Genomic DNA, 17,596 nt, shown 5'->3' on the forward strand with positions numbered 1-17,596 from the left:
CGGCCGCGATGAACCCCGACGACGCCCCGCTGCTGCTGGTCAGCTCCGGCAGCGCGGGGTTGTTCAACCCGCTGCTGACCCTGGCCGGTGAGCTGAAGCTCCGGGCCGCCCGGCCGGTCCGGTTCGCCTGCACCGACGAGCGCCGGGCCGAGATCGAGGCGCTGCCCGGCGGCGGTGACGTGCGCTTCGTCTCGCTCGGACCGCCCCGGGTGGAGGTCCGCCCGGAGCACTGGGACGACGAGACGCATCGCCGCATGTCCACCGGCTCGCGGGTGGTCAACTTCGCCAGCTACGTCGACGCGTCCACCGACTTCGACCACCTGCACGAGCTTTACGAACGCTGCCTGGCGGTGATCGACGAGGTACGCCCGGCGCGGGCGGTGGTGGACTCGTTCGCCTCGTTCGGCCTGGACGCGGCGACCACCCGCGGGGTGCCGTTCGTCATCAGCGTCACGGTGCCGCCGTCGAACTTCCTCCAGGACAGCCTGCCGCCGGCGTACCCGATGGCATTGTCCGGGCTGCCGCTGGCGATGAACCCGAGCCAACGGGCGGCGAACGACCGCTACCGCGCGGCGCTGCTGGCCACGCTGACCGAGCCGGAGCGGCTCGCGCGCGGCACCGCCGCCGCCGAGCGGCGCGCGGCGGCCGGGATCAGCAACGTCGAGCTGCGCCCCTCCCAGTACGCCGAGGCGGCGGAGGCGCTGCTCGCCTACACGGTGTTCGGGCTGGAGTACCCGTTCGACACCGCGCCGGCGCACCTGCGCACGGTGGGTTCGATGGTGCCCCGGGAGATCGTGCCCAGCCCGGACGGCGCCGAGCTGCGCGCCTGGCTCGACGCCCACGAGTCGGTGGTCTACGTCGGGTTCGGCACCATCATGCGCCCGAGCGCCGCCCAGGTGGCCGCGCTGGTCGAGATGGCGGCCCGGCTCGGCCCGGAGCACCAGGTGCTGTGGAAGCTGCCCGCCGCTCGGCACGAGCTGCTGCCGCCGGCCGGCGAGATGCCGGCCAACCTGCGCGTCGAGGCGTGGCTGCCCTCGCAGGTGGAGGTGCTGGCGCACCCGCACGTACGGGTCTTCTTCAACCACGCCGCCGCCAACGCGATCCACGAGGCGGCCTGGTTCGGGGTGCCGCAGTTGGTGATGCCGTTCTGGTTCGACTGCTACGACGGGGCCGTGCGGGTGGTCGACGCCGGGTTGGCGCTGGCCGTCGAGCACGAGGACCCGCTCGACGTCGACGACATCGTCGGCAAGCTGGGCCGGCTGCTCGCCGAGCCGGCCTTCGCCGACCGGGCCGCCCGCTGGCGCGACTGCCTGCACCGGGCCGGTGGGGTGCAGGCCGCCGCCGACCTGGTGCTGAGCCGGTAGGTCGGCGCCCCGCTCGACGCTTCCGGCAACGGCGGGGCCCCGCTCGACGTCCGGGTCGAGCGGGGCCCCGCCGTTGCGCGTCGTGCTCAGGCCGACGCGGTCTGGATCTCCTCGGCCAGCGGCTCGGCGAAGGCCAGCAGCCGGCCGGGCAGGTCCGAGCGGCGCTTGACGTCGAGCTTGCGGTAGACCCGGGTCAGGTGCTGCTCCACGGTGCTCACCGTGATGAACAGCTTGCTGGAGATCTGCCGGTTGGTGTGGCCCTGCGCGGCGAGCGCCGCCACCCGGCGTTCGGCCTCGCTGAGCCCGTCCTCCGGCTCCGGCGGGTCGGTCGGCGGGCCCGCGGGGACGCTGCCGGGCTCCCGCCGGACCAGCCGCTGGGCCAGCACCGACGCGCCGCAGTCCTGGGCCAGCTGGTACGCCCGACGGACCAGCAACCGCGCCTGTGCCGAGTCGCCCGCCCGCTGCAACGTCTGTCCGGTGTCGCCGAGCGCGCGGACCAGCTCCAGCCGGTCGCCGCAGCCCTGCAGCAGGTTCACCGCCTCGCTGAGCAGCTTGCGCCGGTGGTCCGGCGCGGTGGTGCCGGCCAGCAGCCGCAGCGCCCGGCCCCGGGTGCGGGCGTCCACCCCGTGCGGCGCCCGCAGCTGCTCCTGCAGCAGCTGGGTGGCGTGCGGCTTGTTGCCCACGGCCAGTTGCACCCGGGCCAGCTCCAGCCGCCAGGGCACCAGCCCGGCCACGTCCACGCCCCAGGCGCGCATCAACTCGGCGCATTGACGCAGGTCGGTGGTGGCCGCGTGGGCCCTGCCGAGCGCCAGGTGGTGACGGGCCCGGGCGGCCAGGTAGTGCAGGCCGAGCGGGGTGCGGAAGGTGCCGGCCGGCACGCTCTGCGCCAGCCAGCGGTCGGCCTCGGTGTGCCGCCCGGACTCGGTGGCGCAGGCGATCAGCGTGGCCAGCGGGCCTGCCGCGGCGACCCCCCAGGCGGCCACCGGCAGATCGTCCAGGGCGGCGCGGGCCTGCTGGTCGGCCAGGGTCAGGTCACCCAGGCGCAGCGCCGCCTCGGCGCGCAGCGCCCGCAGCACCGCCCGCCAGAGCGGGGCGTGCCGCACGGCCGGTCGGTCCAGCAACGCCGCCGACCAGGCGGCCACCCGGTCCGCGCGGCCGGCCCAGAGCAGCGCCAGCAGCGGCGCGGCCAGCAGCGGGAGCATGCCGTCGTCCCCGTGGTGGCGGTTCAGCAGTTGTTCGGCGCCGGCGACCGGGTCGTGGTCACCGGTAGGGGTCAGCGCCGCGCCGACGAGGGCGAGCGCCTGTGCGGACGAGGAGCTCCCGGTCAGCAGCGCCGTCCGCGGTGTGCCGGCCGCCTCGCGTACGGCGGCCAGATGGTCCGGGTGGGAGAGTCCCCGCAGCAGGTGCATCGCCCGCTGGCGTCCGGCGGCGGCCGAGTGGGCCTGCTCGTCGTCGCCGGCGCACCCCGCGATCGCCTCGTCGGCCTCCTCGAGCCGCCCCTGCCACAGCAGGTACGGCACGGCGGACAGGGCGGCGCCGGTGGGCCAGCCGTCGGCCCGGGCGGCCCCGACCAGCTGGTCGAGCTGGCCGTTGACCGCCAGCGGGTTGAGCTGCCAGCGCGCCCTGACCTGCATCGCGGTGCTGGTGATCCGCTGCTCGTCGTCCATCTCGGCCCGGCCGACCAGGCGCAGGCAGCCGGCGGCCACGTCGGGCCGGCCGGCGGCGAGGGCCTGCGCGGCGGCGTCGTGCAGCACCGGTACGGTCCAGCCGGCCTCCGCCCAGCCGGCCGCGACCAGGTGCTCGGCCACGTTGCCCGGCTCGACGCCGTGCTCGTGCAGCACCTCGGCGGCGCGCTGGTGCAGACCGCGTCGCTCGTCGACGGACATGTCGCCCAGGATGGAGCGCCGGATCCGGGGGTGGCGCAGCCGGTCCTGGTCGAGCAGGCCGGTGGTGCGCAGCACCTGGACCATCGGCGTGACGGACTCCGGCACCACGTCGAGCAGGTGACCGAGCAGGTCCGCCTGGCCGCCCGGGCGATCCAGCACGGCCATCGCCTGCGCCACCCGGCGCACCCCCGGCTCGTGCCGGTACAGGCAGCCGAGCACGGCCTGGTCGAACGCGTCGCCGGAAACCGCGTCCGTGGCGGATTCGTCGTCCGGCTCCGGCCGCGGCCGTTCCTCGATCAGGGCGCGGGTGAGCAGCGGGTTGCCGCCGGTCATCCGCAGGCAGCGCTCGGCCGTCTCCCGGGCCGCCGGCTGCACGTCGTCGTCGACCAGCCGGGCGATCGCCTCGACGGTCAGTGGCGGGAGGGTGATCCGGGTGAAGTGGGGCTGGCTGAACAGCTCAGCCCGGAAGTGGGGGTGCGACGGGCGGGGCGTGCGCGCCTCGGTGAGCACCACCATGATCGGGGTGTGCCGCAGCCGGCGGGCGACGTAGAGCAGGCAGTGCAGCGATGCCGGGTCGGCGTGGTGCACGTCGTCGACGGCCAGCACGAGCGGCCCCGACTCGGCCAGGTCGAGCAGCGTGCTGAACAGGCCGTGCAGCACCGGCGCCCAGACCCGGTCGTCGTCGACGGGCCTGTCGGCGGTGTCCTGCCCGGGCTCCGGCGGGGACGCCGGGCAGTCTCGCAGCAGGCGGTCCACCCGTGCCCCCACGTCCGGGGAGAGCCGCGCCCCCTGCAGGAGCTGGCCCAGCACCCCTAGGTGCAACCCGCGCTCGGCCCGCGACCCGGCCGCGCTGACCACCCGGCCGCCGGCGGTGGCGGCCCAGTCGCCGAACGACTCCAGCACGCTCGTCTTGCCGCTGCCCACCGCGCCGGTGACGAGTGAGACGTGTCCCCTGCGCTGCCGTTCGCAGCCGCGGAAGGTCTCGCGCAGCAGGTTGAGCTGTTCCTCTCGCTGTACCAGCACGTGTCCTGTCAGCCCTTCTCGTCCGCGGCACGCCGGAATCACCGCCGCCGGAACGCCGCTCCACCCGGTGCCGTCGGCGGCCCTCACCACACCCGCCGCTGCCGCGGAACAGGGGTGGTGCACACTGGGCCGCCGGCCGGGTGGACCCTGGAATCCTCCCCACCGGAGCGCGTCGTCGGACGAAACGTTCCGGCTGAAGGCGAGTCTGGCACCGGCTCCGGTGAGCGACAACGGTCCTGGGACCCCACCGTTTCGGCGCTAAACCTGCGGTGCCGACGAGCCGTTAGGGGTTGTCCCGCTGACCGGAAGGGGTGCCTCGTCCGGTCGGATGACGGGCAGGTTTCACCATGATGGATGGTCGATGGCAGTCGATCGAGTGGATCGGATCCCGGTGCGCCGGTAGCCGCACGCCGGACGGCCGGACGGCGTGGGCCGTCCGGGTGGGACGGGGCGGCCGATCGGCCGTCCTCAGTGGTCGACGCGGAGCCGGGCGGCCAGTTCGCTGCGCGAGTTGACGTCGAGTTTGCGGTAGATCCGGGTCAGCCGCTGCTCGATGGCACTGACGGTGAGGAACATCCGCTCGGCGATCTCCCGGTTGGTGTGCCCCTGCGCGGCCAGCGCGGCGACCCGCGATTCGGCGTCGCTCAGGCCGGTGAGCAGGACCCCCGGCTCGGCGGCGGGACCGGGTGCGGTGCTCCGGCCGGTGCCGGCCGCCGGTCGCAGCACCGGGACCCCGCACTGGTCGGCGAGGTCCCGCGCGGCCCGGGCGGTGCCGCGCGCCTGGCGCAGGTCGCCGCTTTCCTGCTGGGCCTGACTGAGGTCGCCGAGCGCGCGGGCCAGCTCGACCCGGTCGTCGCACTGGCGCAGCAGCCGCACCGCGTGGCACAGGTGCCGGATCCGCTCGGCGCCCTCGTGCACGGTGCCGAGCACCCGCAGCGCGGCGCCGCGGTAGCGCAGATCGGTCGGGCGGAGCCGGTCCAACTCTTCCCGGAGCGCCTTCTCGGCCGGCTGCCGGCGGCCCATCCGCAGCAGCGCCCGCGCCGACTCGGTGCGCCAGGGGACCAGCGGCGCCACGTCCAACCGCCAGGAGGTCATCAGCTGCCCGCAGAGCTGGAAGTCGGCCAGGGCCGCCTCGGGACTGCCCGCCGCGAGCGCGTGCAACCCCCGGGCGTGCAGGTAGTGCAGACCGAACGGCGTCTCGAACAGTGCCGGCGGCACCGGCGTACGCAGGCAGGCCGCCGCCTCCTCCCACTCCTCCAGACAGGTCAGCGTCCGCAGCCGTACGGCCAGCGGCGCGCCGATGACCACGCCCCAGGCCTTCGGCGACAACCGGTTGAGCGCCGACTCGGCCAGGTCCCGTGCCTGGCGGAGGTCGCCGCGCCGACCGGCCACGGCGGCGGCGACCGCGGCGAGCAGGGCCCGCGGCGTGCGATGCCCCCGGGCGGAGGCGATGCTGTCCAGTCGGTCGCACCACTCGCCGGCCAGGTCCAGCCGGTCGGCGTAGATCATGGCGAGCACCGTGCACACGACGTTCCACATGCTCGTCTCGTCCTCCAGCCCGAGGGTCCCGAGCGTCCGCTCGGCGTCCTCGAGCGCGCCCAGGTCGCCGCGCTCCAACACGGTGCCGAGCAGGAGAACGCCGCGTAGCCGGTGCTTGATCCGGGCCAGCGCGAGTGGATCACGGGTCGCGCCCGCCGGTGTGGGGCCGTCGAGCGGGACCCCGGGGTAGAGCGTGGACATCCAGCCCCTGATGATGATCAGGTCGGCGGCCGAGTGCGCGTCCACGGTGTCCGGACGCTCGCCGAGATGACGGATGAGCTCGACCGCCCGGCCGATCTGGCCGTGCCAGAGCAGGTACTGGATCGGGCCGACGGCCTGTCGGGTGCTCAGGTGCCCGGCACGGACCGCCGTGGCGACACCGAGCAGGTGGGGGACGGCGCCCTGCGGGTCCAGCCGCCATTCGGCCCGGGCCAGGGCGGAGCGGATCCGGGCCCGCAGGCAGTCGTCGTCGCAGTCCCGGTTGGCGCGGCGCAGGTAGCGCCGCCCGGTGTCCAGGTCGCCGTCGGCCAGTGCCTGCTCGCCCGCGTCGAGCAGGGCCTGCGGCATCCACGGCTCGGTCAGCTCGTCGGTGGTCAGCAGGTGCGGGGCGAGCCGCGACGGTGGGGCGCCGTCGTCGTGCAGCAGTTCGGCGGTGGTCCGGTGCAGCCGGGCGCGTTCCTCTCCGGTCATCCCGTCGAGGACCGCCCGGCGCACCGCGGGGTGCCGGAGCCCGTCGGCCGTGACCAGGCCGGCGCTGGTGGCGGCGTCGACCGCGTGCAGGTTCAGCCCGGAGGGAAGGTCCACCAGGTGGGGCAGGAGCGGGCCGTGCAGCGGTTCCTCGGTCACCGCGAGCGCGCGGGCGGTCTTCAGCACCAGGTGCTCGCACCGGTAGAGGCAGCTCAGCACCGCCTCCCGGAACGCCTCACCGGGCGTCAACGCGGCGGCCCCGGCCGCATGGTCGTCGGCCAGGGCGTGCACCAGCAGGGGATTGCCGCCACTGATCCGGTACGCCTCGTCGGCGAGGCGCCGCGCCACCGGTGCGCCCAGCCGGTCGGCCAGGACCCGGTGGGTCCCGTCGGGCGAGAGCAGGGGCAGCCGCACCCGGTCCAGCCGGGCCGGCTGGAGCAGCTCGGCGTACGCGGTGGGGTGCCAGGGTCGGGTACGGGGCGCCTCGGTCAGCAGGATCAGCACCGGCAGGCCGGTGACCCGCCGGGCCAGGTGGTCGAGGCAGCGCAGCGACGGCGCATCGGCGTGCTGGACGTCGTCGACGGCGACCACGGTGTGCGCCTGCGTCGCCAGTTCCAGCAGCTCACCGCCGATGGCGGCGGTGAGCGGGGCGAGCGCCTCCTCGTCGGCGGACTCGGCCCAGTGCAGCACGGCGCGGTCCAGTGTCCGGCTGATCCGGTCGCGGTCGGCGTCGGCCACCGCGGCTCGGCGGATGAGCTGACGGACGACCTCCAGCGGCACCGTGCGTTCGCTGCGGGAGGCGCTGGCGCTGAGGAAGGAGACTCCCGCGTCGGCGCAACGACGGGCGAAGGACTGCAGCAGGGTGGTCTTGCCGGCCCCGACCGGCCCGGTGATCAGCGTGATCGGACCGGACGCGACGGGGTGTTCGCCCGGCTGGAGCAGACCGGCGAGCCGATCGGTCAGGACGTCGAGCTGCCGGTCCCGTTCGGCCATCGTCATCGGGCGGACCTCCGCCCGGCGGCGGCCTGCGGGCCGACGGTCCTCCGTGGTCTCCGGCGACACCCCTTGCAGTCAGAGGCCCACAAATTCTTGACCCATTCCGGTTGGCGGATACCGAAAACGATGGTACGACGTGCGCGATTCATCGAACGTCACACCTGGTCTGAATACGCCGAAACCACCCCGGCCTGCGTTCCCGCATTCCGGCGGATCGGCGCCCTCCGCCTCTATCGATCCCGATTCATGGAGTGGAGTATGTCAGCCCGGCAATTGGGCGGCAAGTCGAGGGATGTAAAGGATGGGCAAACATGGCCTCGCCCGGAGGCGTGTGATCCGCCCGCGGAGAGAGTCACAACAGCGGAAAGTGATCCAGCCGATCCGCACCGTGACGCCGATCGGCCGGTGCCGGGTGCGGAGGGGGCGTCGGCCTCGGTGACAGGGCGTTCCGCCAGTGGTTGCGATCTGCGTGCACGAGCCACCCGCCGCCAGCGTCGACCGATTGTCGGCACGACGTTTCCGGCGGCCGCCGAGCCACCTTCCTCTCGCCCAACTTGCCCGTTTCGGTCCGTCTGGAAGCCCTTTGCTGCAACTTGTTGTTAAACAAGGAATTCATGGCACAAGCCGGTTCCCGGAGCGTCGGCCAGAACGGAACCCGCACCCGGGCAGCCGCCCCCGAACCATTTTCATGTCGCTATCGTGAGTGCTCAAAGATGTCTTTCATTCGGAAGGAGAGCGATTCCAACGGCAATTCCACCCAGGTCCGCAGTGTGTCTTTCGATGGTTCGACGACCAGCGCGAACAACCATTAAGACCCTCTTGTCCGTCGGCCCTACCTGCTGATCCGGCCGCGCCCGCGCCCGGCGACGGCGGTGACCGCCGGCTCGTCGGGCCGGATGCTAGGGGTTGTCTGACGCCGTACGGCCGCCTAATTTCGGACTGTCCTCCGCAGCCGACGGACGACAATCCGCCACACCGACGGGGAGATCGGCCACGGGCCGCGTGCCCGGGACGTGAAGGGTTTGCGCGTGATCTGCCAACCACCGCCGCGGCATCGGGGCCCGGTGCGATGACGCTTCTGCCCGGGCTGCGGGGACCCTGGGCGGACCGCTCCGACGCGCTTCGGGTCGCCGGCCGGACCCTCTCCGCCGAGGCGCTGCTGGGCTGCGCGAACGCGGTCGCCGGCCGGATCCACGGCGCCCGGGCGGTCGCGGTCGACGCCGCGCCGAGCCTGGAGACCATGGTCGGGATCGTCGGCGCCGTCCACGCCGGTGTGCCGCTGGTGCCGATTCCACCCGGCGCCGAGGCGGCCGAGCGACACCGGATCCTGCGCGAGTCCCGGGCCGACGTGCTGCTCGGGCGCGCAACCGGCGGCGCCGCCCTGCCGATCGTCCCGGTCGACGTGCGGGAGCGGTCCTGGGCCACGCACCCCGAGCCGTCGCCCGGCAGCGATGCGGTGATCCTCTACACCGGTGGCGTGGGCGGGCCCTCACGAGGCGTCCGCATCTCGCACCGGGCCATCGCGGCCGACCTGGACCTGCTCGCCGCCGCCTGGCGGTGGAGCGACGAGGACGTACTCGTCCAGGGCGCGCCGCTGTTCCGGGCGTACGGGCTGGTGGTCGGCCTCCTCGGCGCGCTGCGGGTGGGCAGCCGGTTCGTCCACCTCGACCGCCACGCCACCGCCGGTCCGGCCGGCACCATCTATCTGGCGCTGCCCCGGCAGTGGGCCCGCATCGCCCGGGACGCGCCCCGGGCCCGAACGCTGTCCGGGGCGCGCATGCTGGTCTCCGGTGACGCCCCGCTGGCGCCCGCGATAGGGGAGCGGTTGCGGTTGCTGACCTCGCACCACCCGGTGGAGGGGTACGGCACCACGGAGACGCTGGTCGTGCTCACCGGGCCGGCCGGGGCGCCCGGCACCGCGCTGCCCGGCGTGCATACCCGGGTGCTGGGTCACGACGGCCGTCCGGTGGCCGCCGACGGCGACTCTGTCGGCGAGTTGAGCATCCGGAGCCCGACGATGTTCAGCGGATACGTCGACCGGCCCGGTGCCGCGCCGCCCGCCGACGGCTGGCACCCCACCGGCGACCTGGCCACGGTCGAGCCGACCGGCGGCCACCGGATCCTCGGTCCGGCCGGCACCGACGTGGTGCGCTGCGGGGGGCGTTCGGTGCCGGCCCGCCAGGTCGAGGAGGTGCTGCTCACCCATCCCGGGGTGCACGACGCGGCGGTGGTCGGCGCGCCGCACCGCAGGCTCGGCGAGCAGGTCGTCGCGTACGTCGTCGCGGCGGCCGGGCTCACCGCGCAGACGCTCATCGACCACGTCGGCCGGCGGCTCTCGGCGGCGGCCCGTCCCCGTCGGGTGCACTTCGTCGACGAGCTACCGCGCAGCGCCCAGGGACGGGTCCGCAAGTCGCTGCTGATCCGCCTCAGCGGACACCTGCCCGTAGCCGACCCCTGACGTCGGACCGCGGGCGGACATGGCGGGCCGCACCGCCTAGCATCCCCCGTGTGATCGAACGGATCCTGCCGTCGGCAGTGGTGGTGGAGGAGTGCTTCACCGACCCCGACGGGCTTCGCCCGCACCCCGCCGAGGAACGGATCATCGCCAACGCGGTGGCGAAACGCCGGCGGGAGTTCACCACCGTCCGGCACTGCGCCCGGCGGGCGCTGGCCCGGCTGGGCCTGCCCCCGGTGGCCATCCTGCCCGGCGTCCGGGGCGCCCCGGGCTGGCCGGCCGGGATCGTCGGCAGCATGACCCACTGCGACGGCTACCGCGGCGCCGTCCTGGCCCGGGCCACGGCCATCGGCAGCGTCGGGGTGGACGCCGAGCCGCTGGCGCCGCTGCCCGACGGGGTGCTGGACGCGATCGCGCTGCCGGCCGAGCGCACCCGCACCGCCGCGCTGCTCGCCGACCGCCCCGACGTCTGCTGGGACCGGTTGCTGTTCAGCGCGAAGGAGTCGGTCTACAAGGCCTGGTTTCCGTTGACCGGGCGCTGGCTCGACTTCGCCGAGGCGGACATCGTGTTCGACCCGGCCGGCACGTTCCGCGCCCGGCTGCTGGTGCCCGGGCCGCGGCTCGGCGGGACGGAGCTGACCGCCTTCGATGGCCGTTTCCTGGTCGACCGAGGGCTCGTGCTCACCGCCGTCACGGTCCCGGCGCCGCCCGCCTGACCGGCCGTCACCCCTCGGTCAGCCGGTTCTTCTGCACCTTGCCCATGGCGTTGCGGGGCAGCGCGTCCACCAGCCGCACCTGCCGGGGTCGCTTGTGCACGGACAGCTGGCGGGCCACGAAGTCGATCAGCTCGGCCTCGGCCAACCCGTCGCCGACCACGTACGCGGTGACCTGCTGACCCAGGTCGGGGTGGGGGGTGCCGACCACCGCCGCCTCCCGGACCCCGGGGTGGGCCAGCAGCGCGTCCTCCACCTCGCCGGCACCGATCCGGTAGCCGCCGCTCTTGATCAGGTCGGTGGCGGCCCGGCCGACGATCCGGTGCCCGCCGTCCGGGCCGACCGTGGCCACGTCGCCGGTGCGGAACCAGCCGTCCGAGGTCCGGGCCGCCGCGTCGGCGTCCGGCCGGTTGAGGTAGCCGTCGAAGAGCGTGGTGCCGCGCACCTGGAGCTCGCCCATGGCCGCGCCGTCGGTGGGCAGCGGTGCGCCTCGCTCGTCGACCACCCGGGAGTGCACGCCGGGCAGCGGCACCCCCACCGTGCCCGGCCGCCGGGGCCCGTCCGCCCGGGCGCTCACCGTGATCAGCGTCTCGGTCATGCCGTACCGCTCGATCGGGCGGTGGCCGGTCAGCTCGGCGAGCGCGGTGAAGACCGGTTCCGGGAGTGCGGCGCTGCCGGAGACCAGCAGCCGGGCGCCGCTCAGTGCCCGCGCCGCCGGCGCCGCGGCGATTCGCGACCAGATGGTGGGTACGCCGAAGTAGAGCGAGCCGGCCGCGGCCGCGTACCGGTCGGGGCTGGGGCGGCCGACGTGGTGCAGGCGACTGCCGATTCGCAGCGGGCCGAGCACGCCGAGCACCAGACCGTGCACGTGGAACAGCGGCAGCCCGTGCGCCAGCAGGTCGTCCGGCGTCCAGGCCCAGGCGTCGGCGAGCCCGTCCAGGCAGGCGGCGACCGCGCGCCGGGACAGCACCGCGCCCTTCGGCGCTCCCGTGGTGCCGCTGGTGTAGAGGATCAGCGCGGTGGCCGTCGCGTCCGGCTCGGGATGCCGGGTGTCCGAGCGCCGGGCCAGGTCCACCGGGACGATCGGCGGTGCGACCGGCCCGTCCAGGGGCGGCGCGCCGGGCGGCGCCACCACCACCTCGGCCCCCGAGTCGCGCAGCACGTGGTCGCGCTCCACCGGCCCGGCGTCCGGCGGCACCGGCACCACCGCCGCGCCGGCCAGCAGCCCGCCGACCACACCCACCACGGTCTCCAGGCTCGCCGTCGCGGGCACGGCGACGCGGCGTACCCCGTGCAGGTCGTCGGCGACCGCGGCGGCCGCCCGGCGCAGCTCCACCCAGGACAGCGACCGGTCGTCGACGCGGACCGCGTCCGGACGTTCGTCGGTGGATCCGTCGAGCCAGCTCAGCAGCGGCACGGGCGCCCCTCTCGCGGTTCGTCGCCGTCGGCGGACGCCCCGACCGTAACCGGATCGTCCGGGGGCGGCCACCCCTGCGCCGCTGCGCGCGAGGCCCGGCGGTGGCCGACACGCCGGGTGACCGGCCGACACCCCTGGCCACCGGCCGACACCCCCGATTCATCGGCCGATGGGTTGAACCCGCCCTCGGTTGCCCGGATGATGGTCGGGACGGCCCGCGCGGGCCGTCCCGATTCCCGCACCCGACGCCGCGACACCCCAAGGGACCGGCGGCAACCGTACGTGACGGAGGACCCCGCCAGATGCCGGTCATCGAAGTCGAACACCTGCACAAGAGGTACGGCGACAAGGTGGCCGTCGACGACGTCTCGTTCACCGTGGAGCAGGGCGAGATCTTCGGCGTGCTGGGCCGCAACGGCGCCGGCAAGACCACCACGGTGGAGTGCGTGCAGGGCCTGCGCCGCGCCGACGGCGGCACCGTCAGGGTGCTCGGCCTGGACCCGGTGCGCGACCGCACCGAGGTGCGCCAGCGGGTCGGCGCCCAGCTCCAGGAGAGCCAGCTCCCCGACAAGCTGCGGGTACGCGAGGCGCTGGACCTCTACCGGTCCTTCTACCGCAACCGCGCCGACATCGACGAGCTGCTCGCCGACCTGGGCCTGGCCGAGCAGCGCAACACCGCCTTCCACAAGCTCTCCGGCGGTCAGAAGCAGCGCCTCTCGGTGGCGCTGGCGCTGGTCGGTCGCCCCGAGATCGCCATCCTCGACGAGCTGACCACCGGGCTGGACCCGAAGGGCCGGCGCGACACCTGGGATCTGGTCGAGCGGATCCGCGACCGGGGCGTGACGGTGGTGCTGGTCACCCACTTCATGGCCGAGGCGGAGCGGCTCTGCGACCGGCTCGCCCTGATCGACGCCGGCCGGGTCGTCGCCATCGACACCCCGGCCGGCCTGATGTCCCGGGTGGACGCCGAGCACCGGGTGCACTTCCGCCCGCTCGACGAGGTGGACGACACCGTGCTCTCCGCCCTGCCCGAGGTCACCTCGGTCCGCCGGGACGGCGACGAGGTCACCGTCACCGGTCCGGAGGAGGTGTTGCAGGCGGTGCTGTCGGCGCTGACCGAGCGGAAGATCCGCTACTCCGGCCTCCGGGTCGACCAGCCCACGTTGGACGACGCCTTCGTCTCTCTCACCGGCCACCCCGGCACGCCGCCGGCGCTCGACGGAAGGTCCTCGTGAACGCCCTGTCCAAGCTCGTCGCCGTCGAGGCGAAGCTGTTCCTGCGCGAGCCGGTCTCGCTGTTCTTTGTCTTCGCGTTGCCGCTCGGCCTCATGCTGGTGTTCGGGCTGCCGCAGCGCGGCGGCGGCCAGGAGGCGACTACCGGCCAGCACGGCGAGCTGACCTTCCTGCCCTCGATCGCGCTCTCGCTCACGATCGGGATGCTCGCGCTCTTCACGCTTCCGATGGCGCTGGGCATCTACCGGGAGCGGAGGGTGCTGCGGCGGCTCGCCACCACCCCGGTCAGCCCGGCGCTGCTGCTCGTCGCCCAGGTGGTGGTCAACCTGGCCATGGGCGTGGCGGGCGCGGTGGTCACCGCGATCGGCGTACGCCTGCTGCTGGACCAGCCGGCGCCGGCCAACCTGCCCGGTTTCGTGCTGGCCTTCCTGCTCGGCGTGGCCTGCCTGTTCGCGATCGGCCTGCTGATCGCCGCGCTCGCGCCGTCGGCGCGAGCGGCGCAGTCCATCGGGCCGACGCTGTTCTTCCCGCTGCTGTTCCTGGCCGGGGCCTGGCTGCCACGCGACCAGATGCCCACGGTGCTGGCCCGGATCGGCGAATACTCGCCGCTCGGCGCCACCGTGGACACCATCTCGGCGGCCTGGGCCGGGCGGGATCCGTCCGTGTCGCAGCTGCTGGTGCTGGCCGGCACCGCGGTCCTGGGCTGCCTGCTCGCCACCCGCCTGTTCCGCTGGGAGTAGGGCCCGTGGCCGCGCCGGTAGGGGGCGGCTAAGGGTTCTTCCGAAGTGTGAGCGGGATTACGTTCGTACCGCACGGGAGGCCGCCTTCCCGCCACCCGGTGGAGATCGGCGGCGACCTGCCCGGCACCTGCGTGCGGCACGGTTGCCGCGCGCACGGCGAGGCGGAACGTACGAGCGACGGAGGTCGTGCCATGACAGCTTCTTCCGATCCCGCCCCGGCCGTCCGGACGGCGTCGTCCTTCGTCAACGCTGACGACCGGACCGCCTGGCCGATGACGGCCCACCAGATAGGCGCGGACGCCACCGGCATCGTCGAGGCGGTGCTGGAGGGTGGGCCGGCGACGCTGCCGGCAGAGCTGCGCAGCCACCGGGTGTCCCCGGTGGAATCCAAGATCAAGGTCCGGCACTACGGGGGCTACGAGCACTTCGAGCGGGATGCCGCCTTAGCCATCGACGGCTCGCCGGCGGTGTTCCGCTGGACCGGCCGGACCCGTATCGCCGAGTGAACGAGAGGCGGTAGCGCGATGGACGTCGGGGATCCGCGCAACGGAGCGCACCTGACGGTGACCGACGTGGCCACGGTGACCGCGTTCTACGCGGAGGTCTTCGAGGCGGTGCCGGTGCAGCGGGAGTGCCTGCTGGACGGCCGCGTCCTGCACGCCGAGTTGGTGGTCGGCGGTCACCGGCTGACGGTGAGCGAGTGGTCCGACCGACCGGCCGGGCCGGGAAGCCCGGCGGTCCCGCTGCCGCTCACCCCGGCCGATCCGAACCTGCTGGTGCAGCGGGCACTGGCCGCCGGCGCGACGCTCGAACCGACGAACAGCGGCCCGCCGTTCGGAGTGGTGTTCCGCGACCCGGCCGGACTGCGCTGGGCGGTGCCGGGCCCGTAGCTGTCCGACGATGAGCAGCGGCCCCGACACCGACGACGGTGGCGGGGCCGCTGCGGTCGGTCTGACGATCAGCGGCGCAGCGTCGAGCCGAGGCCGCCGCCACTGCGCCGGCGGTGCTGCCAGTAGAGGTCCCGCCGAGCGCCCTGCGGGAAGGCGGGCTGCCAGGGCTTGACCGGGCCGGCGGTGTGGATGATGGCCGAGTCGGTGAGCTTGCCGCCGAACGCCGGCTCCCGCCGCCAGGCCATCAGGTCGTTCCACCGGTGCGACAGTCGCAGCCAGTTGCCGTGCACCGCGAAGTTGAGCGCGTCCTGGTCCGGGTAGCGGGACTCGTGCGCGTGCCGGCGCAGGTAGTCCAGTGACACCTCGGTCACCTCGCACTCCTTCCAGCGCGGCACGTCGATCAGCAGCACGCCGGAGTTGAAGTAGATCGCGTGCGGGTCGAGGTGGTCGTAGCCGGCCAGGCCGGGGATGCCGCCCATGTCCAGCAGCCGGCGGTTGAACGGGTCCCGCACCCCGCCGAGCGGCACCCCGCCCATGTCCACCTCGAACAGCGGCTTCAGGCTGTTCAGGCACATCGTGTCGCAGTCCAGGTAGAGCAGCCGCCGCACGTCCGCCGGGAGCGCGGCCGGCACCAGCAGCCGCAGGTACATCGCCGGCGACAGGTACGCCATCAGCGGGTCGACGCCCTTGGGCAGATTCACCTGGGCGGCGTCCACCCGCAGGAACTCCACGGTCGCGTGCGGCCCGGCGATGCGGGTGAGCGTGGCGCGGGTGCTGGCCGGCACGTCGTCGGCGGCGACCAGCCAGTACCGAAGCTCCTCGCCCGGGTTCGACTCGGCGACGGTCGACAGGACGACCGCGGCGTGCGCGGCGTACGCGTTGTCAAAGGTCAGGGTGAGGTCCACGGGTGCTCTCCTTCGTGGCCGTGCGTGAGCGCAACGTCGAGAAGGTAGCCGTGGGGTTGCCGGCGCGGCAAGGATCATCAATGTCCTCAGGGGGTCCGAACGGCGACCCCTGAAATCGCCCCTCATTTCCGCCCGCCCCAGGGGCGGGCCCGCACCGGTCACCCCCGACACGAGGTGCGGCGGGTTCGACGCACTAGCATTGCCGCGTTCCGACCGGCGGTTGAAGCGAGGCGAGATGGGCTGGCTGCGGCGGCTGCTGGGTGGCGACCCGGTTCAGCTCGATCCGGTACGGCAGCAGGCGCTGCTGCGGGACCTGCGGCAACACTACGGCGCCCAGGCCCGGATCCGGTTCCCCGACCAGGCCGAGGCGGTCGCCCGGCTGCTCGGCGGGGACGACGGGCTGGTGGTGGCCACCATGATCGTGAACGAGGCCGCCGACGAGGCCTACGCGGATCTGCGGGCGCAGGCCCACGACGTGCACCGGCGGACGGGGCGGCGCCTGCTGGTGCACCGACGCAACTACCGGCCACTGTGGAAGGAGGCCGGCCCGGTGCTGCGGTGGCCGCTGTTCACGCTGCCCGGCGGCCTCCACCCGTACGCGCAGGTGGCCGCCGCCGTCGCGGTGGTCGGCGACGGGGCGTCCCGGCTGGACCGGGTGACCGACCCGAGCCCGCTGCTCACCCGGCTGTTCGAGCTGCTCGACCTCACCGCCGCCGGCTGGGAGTACGGCCGGGTGCGGGTCGACACCGACGCCGTCGCCCTGGTCGAGCGGCTGAACACGACCGCCGCCCGGGTCCTCGCCGCGATGGACGACCCGCCCCGGCTGCCGCCGCCGGTCCGTGAGCTGATGCGCCGCAACAACGCCCTCGACGTGCACGATCCGGGTCACCCCCGGGTGGTCGGCGCGATCAACCTCGGCGCGCGGATGCGTGAGGTGCTGCTGGCCTGAGGCGGCCTCGGCCGGGGCCGGCGGGCTACGGAGCGTGACGGTGCACGGCCGATGATGTTCGGAACGGCGTGATGACTCTGAGGCATCAACATGCCTCAGAGTCATCACGCTCGTTCCCGCGTGCGCCTCCCGCAGTGCGCGGTGCGCCGCTCAGGCCCCGTCGGGGCCCTGCCGCCGCAGGTCGTCCACCGTGGACATGGCCTGCCGCAGCTGGGAGAGCCAGTCGTCGGTGTGCCGACCGACCAGTCGGACGCACCAGGCCAGCGCGTCCGCGCGGGACCGGGCGACGCCCGCGTCCACCAGCGTGTCGAGGACGTGCCGCTCGGGCTGACGCAGCCGGGTCATCACCGGCGCGGCCAGGTGCGAGAAGAGCTGCTCGCTCTCACCGCACCGGATGCCCCAGCTCGCCTTGCGCTGGTAGCGGTGCTCGACCTGGCGGGCGACCCGGATCCGGTCGTCGCGGGTGTTCTCCCGGAACTGGTGGATCCGACCGGCCTGGGCGGCGGTGCGGTCGGCCTCGGTGGCGTCGTCGGCCAGCTGAGGCTCGGGCAGGCGCCCCCAGATGATGATTTCTTCGCGGTCCGTCACGACCTGGGGCGGCTCGGTGAACCAGCCGTCCGGAACGGCCCCGGTGATCCAACCCGCGGCGTCGTCGGCGGCCGGCGGGTCCTGGCGTGCCCCGGGCGGGGCGGTACGAGGGGACATGGCACCTCCTACGGTGTTCGGATTACATGATTACATAATTACCCCGCAACGACGTAACGATTTCGCCCAGCGCGAACGACCGGCGATCCTTCCGG

13 protein-coding genes are annotated in these 17,596 nt (G+C 74.2%); 8 read left to right on the plus strand and 5 right to left on the minus strand.

Annotated elements, in window-relative coordinates; translation table 11 throughout:
• Positions 1-8 precede the first annotated feature (8 nt).
• Positions 9-1,364, plus strand: a complete 1,356-nt coding sequence (locus ACFY3U_RS21360) for a glycosyltransferase (RefSeq protein ID WP_387204307.1) — start codon at positions 9-11, stop codon at positions 1,362-1,364.
• Between the two features lie 86 nt (positions 1,365-1,450).
• Here the strand turns inward: ACFY3U_RS21360 and ACFY3U_RS21365 are convergent, their stop codons facing one another.
• Both ACFY3U_RS21365 and ACFY3U_RS21370 read right to left on the minus strand, forming a co-directional pair.
• A complete protein-coding gene (locus ACFY3U_RS21365; protein WP_387204310.1) occupies positions 1,451-4,273 on the minus strand; it encodes an AAA family ATPase in 2,823 nt (940 codons plus the stop codon).
• 468 nt (positions 4,274-4,741) lie between these two features.
• The gene (locus ACFY3U_RS21370) at positions 4,742-7,498 is read right to left on the minus strand and encodes an AAA family ATPase (RefSeq protein WP_387204313.1); all 2,757 of its coding nucleotides are present in this window, start codon (positions 7,496-7,498) and stop codon (positions 4,742-4,744) included.
• A 1,066-nt stretch (positions 7,499-8,564) separates the two neighbouring features.
• Here ACFY3U_RS21370 and ACFY3U_RS21375 point away from each other — a divergent pair.
• Together ACFY3U_RS21375 and ACFY3U_RS21380 are read left to right on the plus strand one after the other, a co-directional pair.
• Complete coding sequence (locus ACFY3U_RS21375) at positions 8,565-9,953, plus strand: AMP-binding protein (RefSeq protein WP_387204315.1); 1,389 nt, start codon at positions 8,565-8,567, stop codon at positions 9,951-9,953.
• A gap of 50 nt (positions 9,954-10,003) precedes the next feature.
• The gene (locus tag ACFY3U_RS21380; protein WP_387204318.1) at positions 10,004-10,666 is read left to right on the plus strand and encodes a 4'-phosphopantetheinyl transferase; all 663 of its coding nucleotides are present in this window, start codon (positions 10,004-10,006) and stop codon (positions 10,664-10,666) included.
• Positions 10,667-10,673: 7 nt separating this feature from the next.
• Here ACFY3U_RS21380 and ACFY3U_RS21385 read toward each other — a convergent pair whose 3' ends face one another.
• Positions 10,674-12,080 (minus strand): acyl-CoA synthetase, encoded by a 1,407-nt coding sequence (locus ACFY3U_RS21385; RefSeq protein ID WP_387204322.1) that lies wholly within the window; start codon positions 12,078-12,080, stop codon positions 10,674-10,676.
• 302 nt (positions 12,081-12,382) lie between these two features.
• On the opposite strand from ACFY3U_RS21385, the gene ACFY3U_RS21390 reads away from it, so the two are divergent.
• The 4 genes from ACFY3U_RS21390 to ACFY3U_RS21405 all read left to right on the plus strand — a co-directional run bounded on the left by ACFY3U_RS21390 (position 12,383) and on the right by ACFY3U_RS21405 (position 14,942).
• Complete coding sequence (locus tag ACFY3U_RS21390) at positions 12,383-13,315, plus strand: ATP-binding cassette domain-containing protein (RefSeq protein ID WP_387204325.1); 933 nt, start codon at positions 12,383-12,385, stop codon at positions 13,313-13,315.
• Positions 13,312-14,052: an ABC transporter permease gene (locus tag ACFY3U_RS21395; protein WP_387204328.1), complete on the plus strand. Its 741-nt coding sequence runs from the start codon at positions 13,312-13,314 to the stop codon at positions 14,050-14,052. Before ACFY3U_RS21390 ends, ACFY3U_RS21395 begins: the two co-directional genes overlap by 4 nt.
• Positions 14,053-14,243: 191 nt before the next feature.
• Complete coding sequence (locus tag ACFY3U_RS21400; RefSeq protein WP_387204331.1) at positions 14,244-14,558, plus strand: DUF5988 family protein; 315 nt, start codon at positions 14,244-14,246, stop codon at positions 14,556-14,558.
• An 18-nt stretch (positions 14,559-14,576) separates the two neighbouring features.
• Positions 14,577-14,942, plus strand: coding sequence for a VOC family protein (locus ACFY3U_RS21405; RefSeq protein WP_387204334.1), 366 nt, complete (start codon positions 14,577-14,579; stop codon positions 14,940-14,942).
• A 68-nt stretch (positions 14,943-15,010) separates the two neighbouring features.
• Here the strand turns inward: ACFY3U_RS21405 and ACFY3U_RS21410 are convergent, their stop codons facing one another.
• Positions 15,011-15,847 carry a glycosyltransferase family 8 protein gene (locus tag ACFY3U_RS21410; protein WP_387204337.1) on the minus strand — a complete coding sequence of 279 codons (837 nt, stop codon included), beginning with the start codon at positions 15,845-15,847 and terminating at the stop codon, positions 15,011-15,013.
• 235 nt (positions 15,848-16,082) lie between these two features.
• Between ACFY3U_RS21410 and ACFY3U_RS21415 the strand changes: the two genes are divergently transcribed.
• A complete protein-coding gene (locus ACFY3U_RS21415; RefSeq protein WP_387204340.1) occupies positions 16,083-16,796 on the plus strand; it encodes a hypothetical protein in 714 nt (237 codons plus the stop codon).
• A gap of 150 nt (positions 16,797-16,946) precedes the next feature.
• Here the strand turns inward: ACFY3U_RS21415 and ACFY3U_RS21420 are convergent, their stop codons facing one another.
• Entirely contained in the window at positions 16,947-17,501 is a 555-nt protein-coding gene (locus tag ACFY3U_RS21420; RefSeq protein ID WP_387204343.1) for a hypothetical protein, read from the minus strand.
• Between the last annotated feature and the right edge of the window lie 95 nt (positions 17,502-17,596).

It is taken from the genome of Micromonospora sp. NPDC000089 (assembly GCF_042899365.1).
In the GTDB taxonomy this organism is placed as follows: Bacteria; Actinomycetota; Actinomycetes; order Mycobacteriales; family Micromonosporaceae; genus Micromonospora.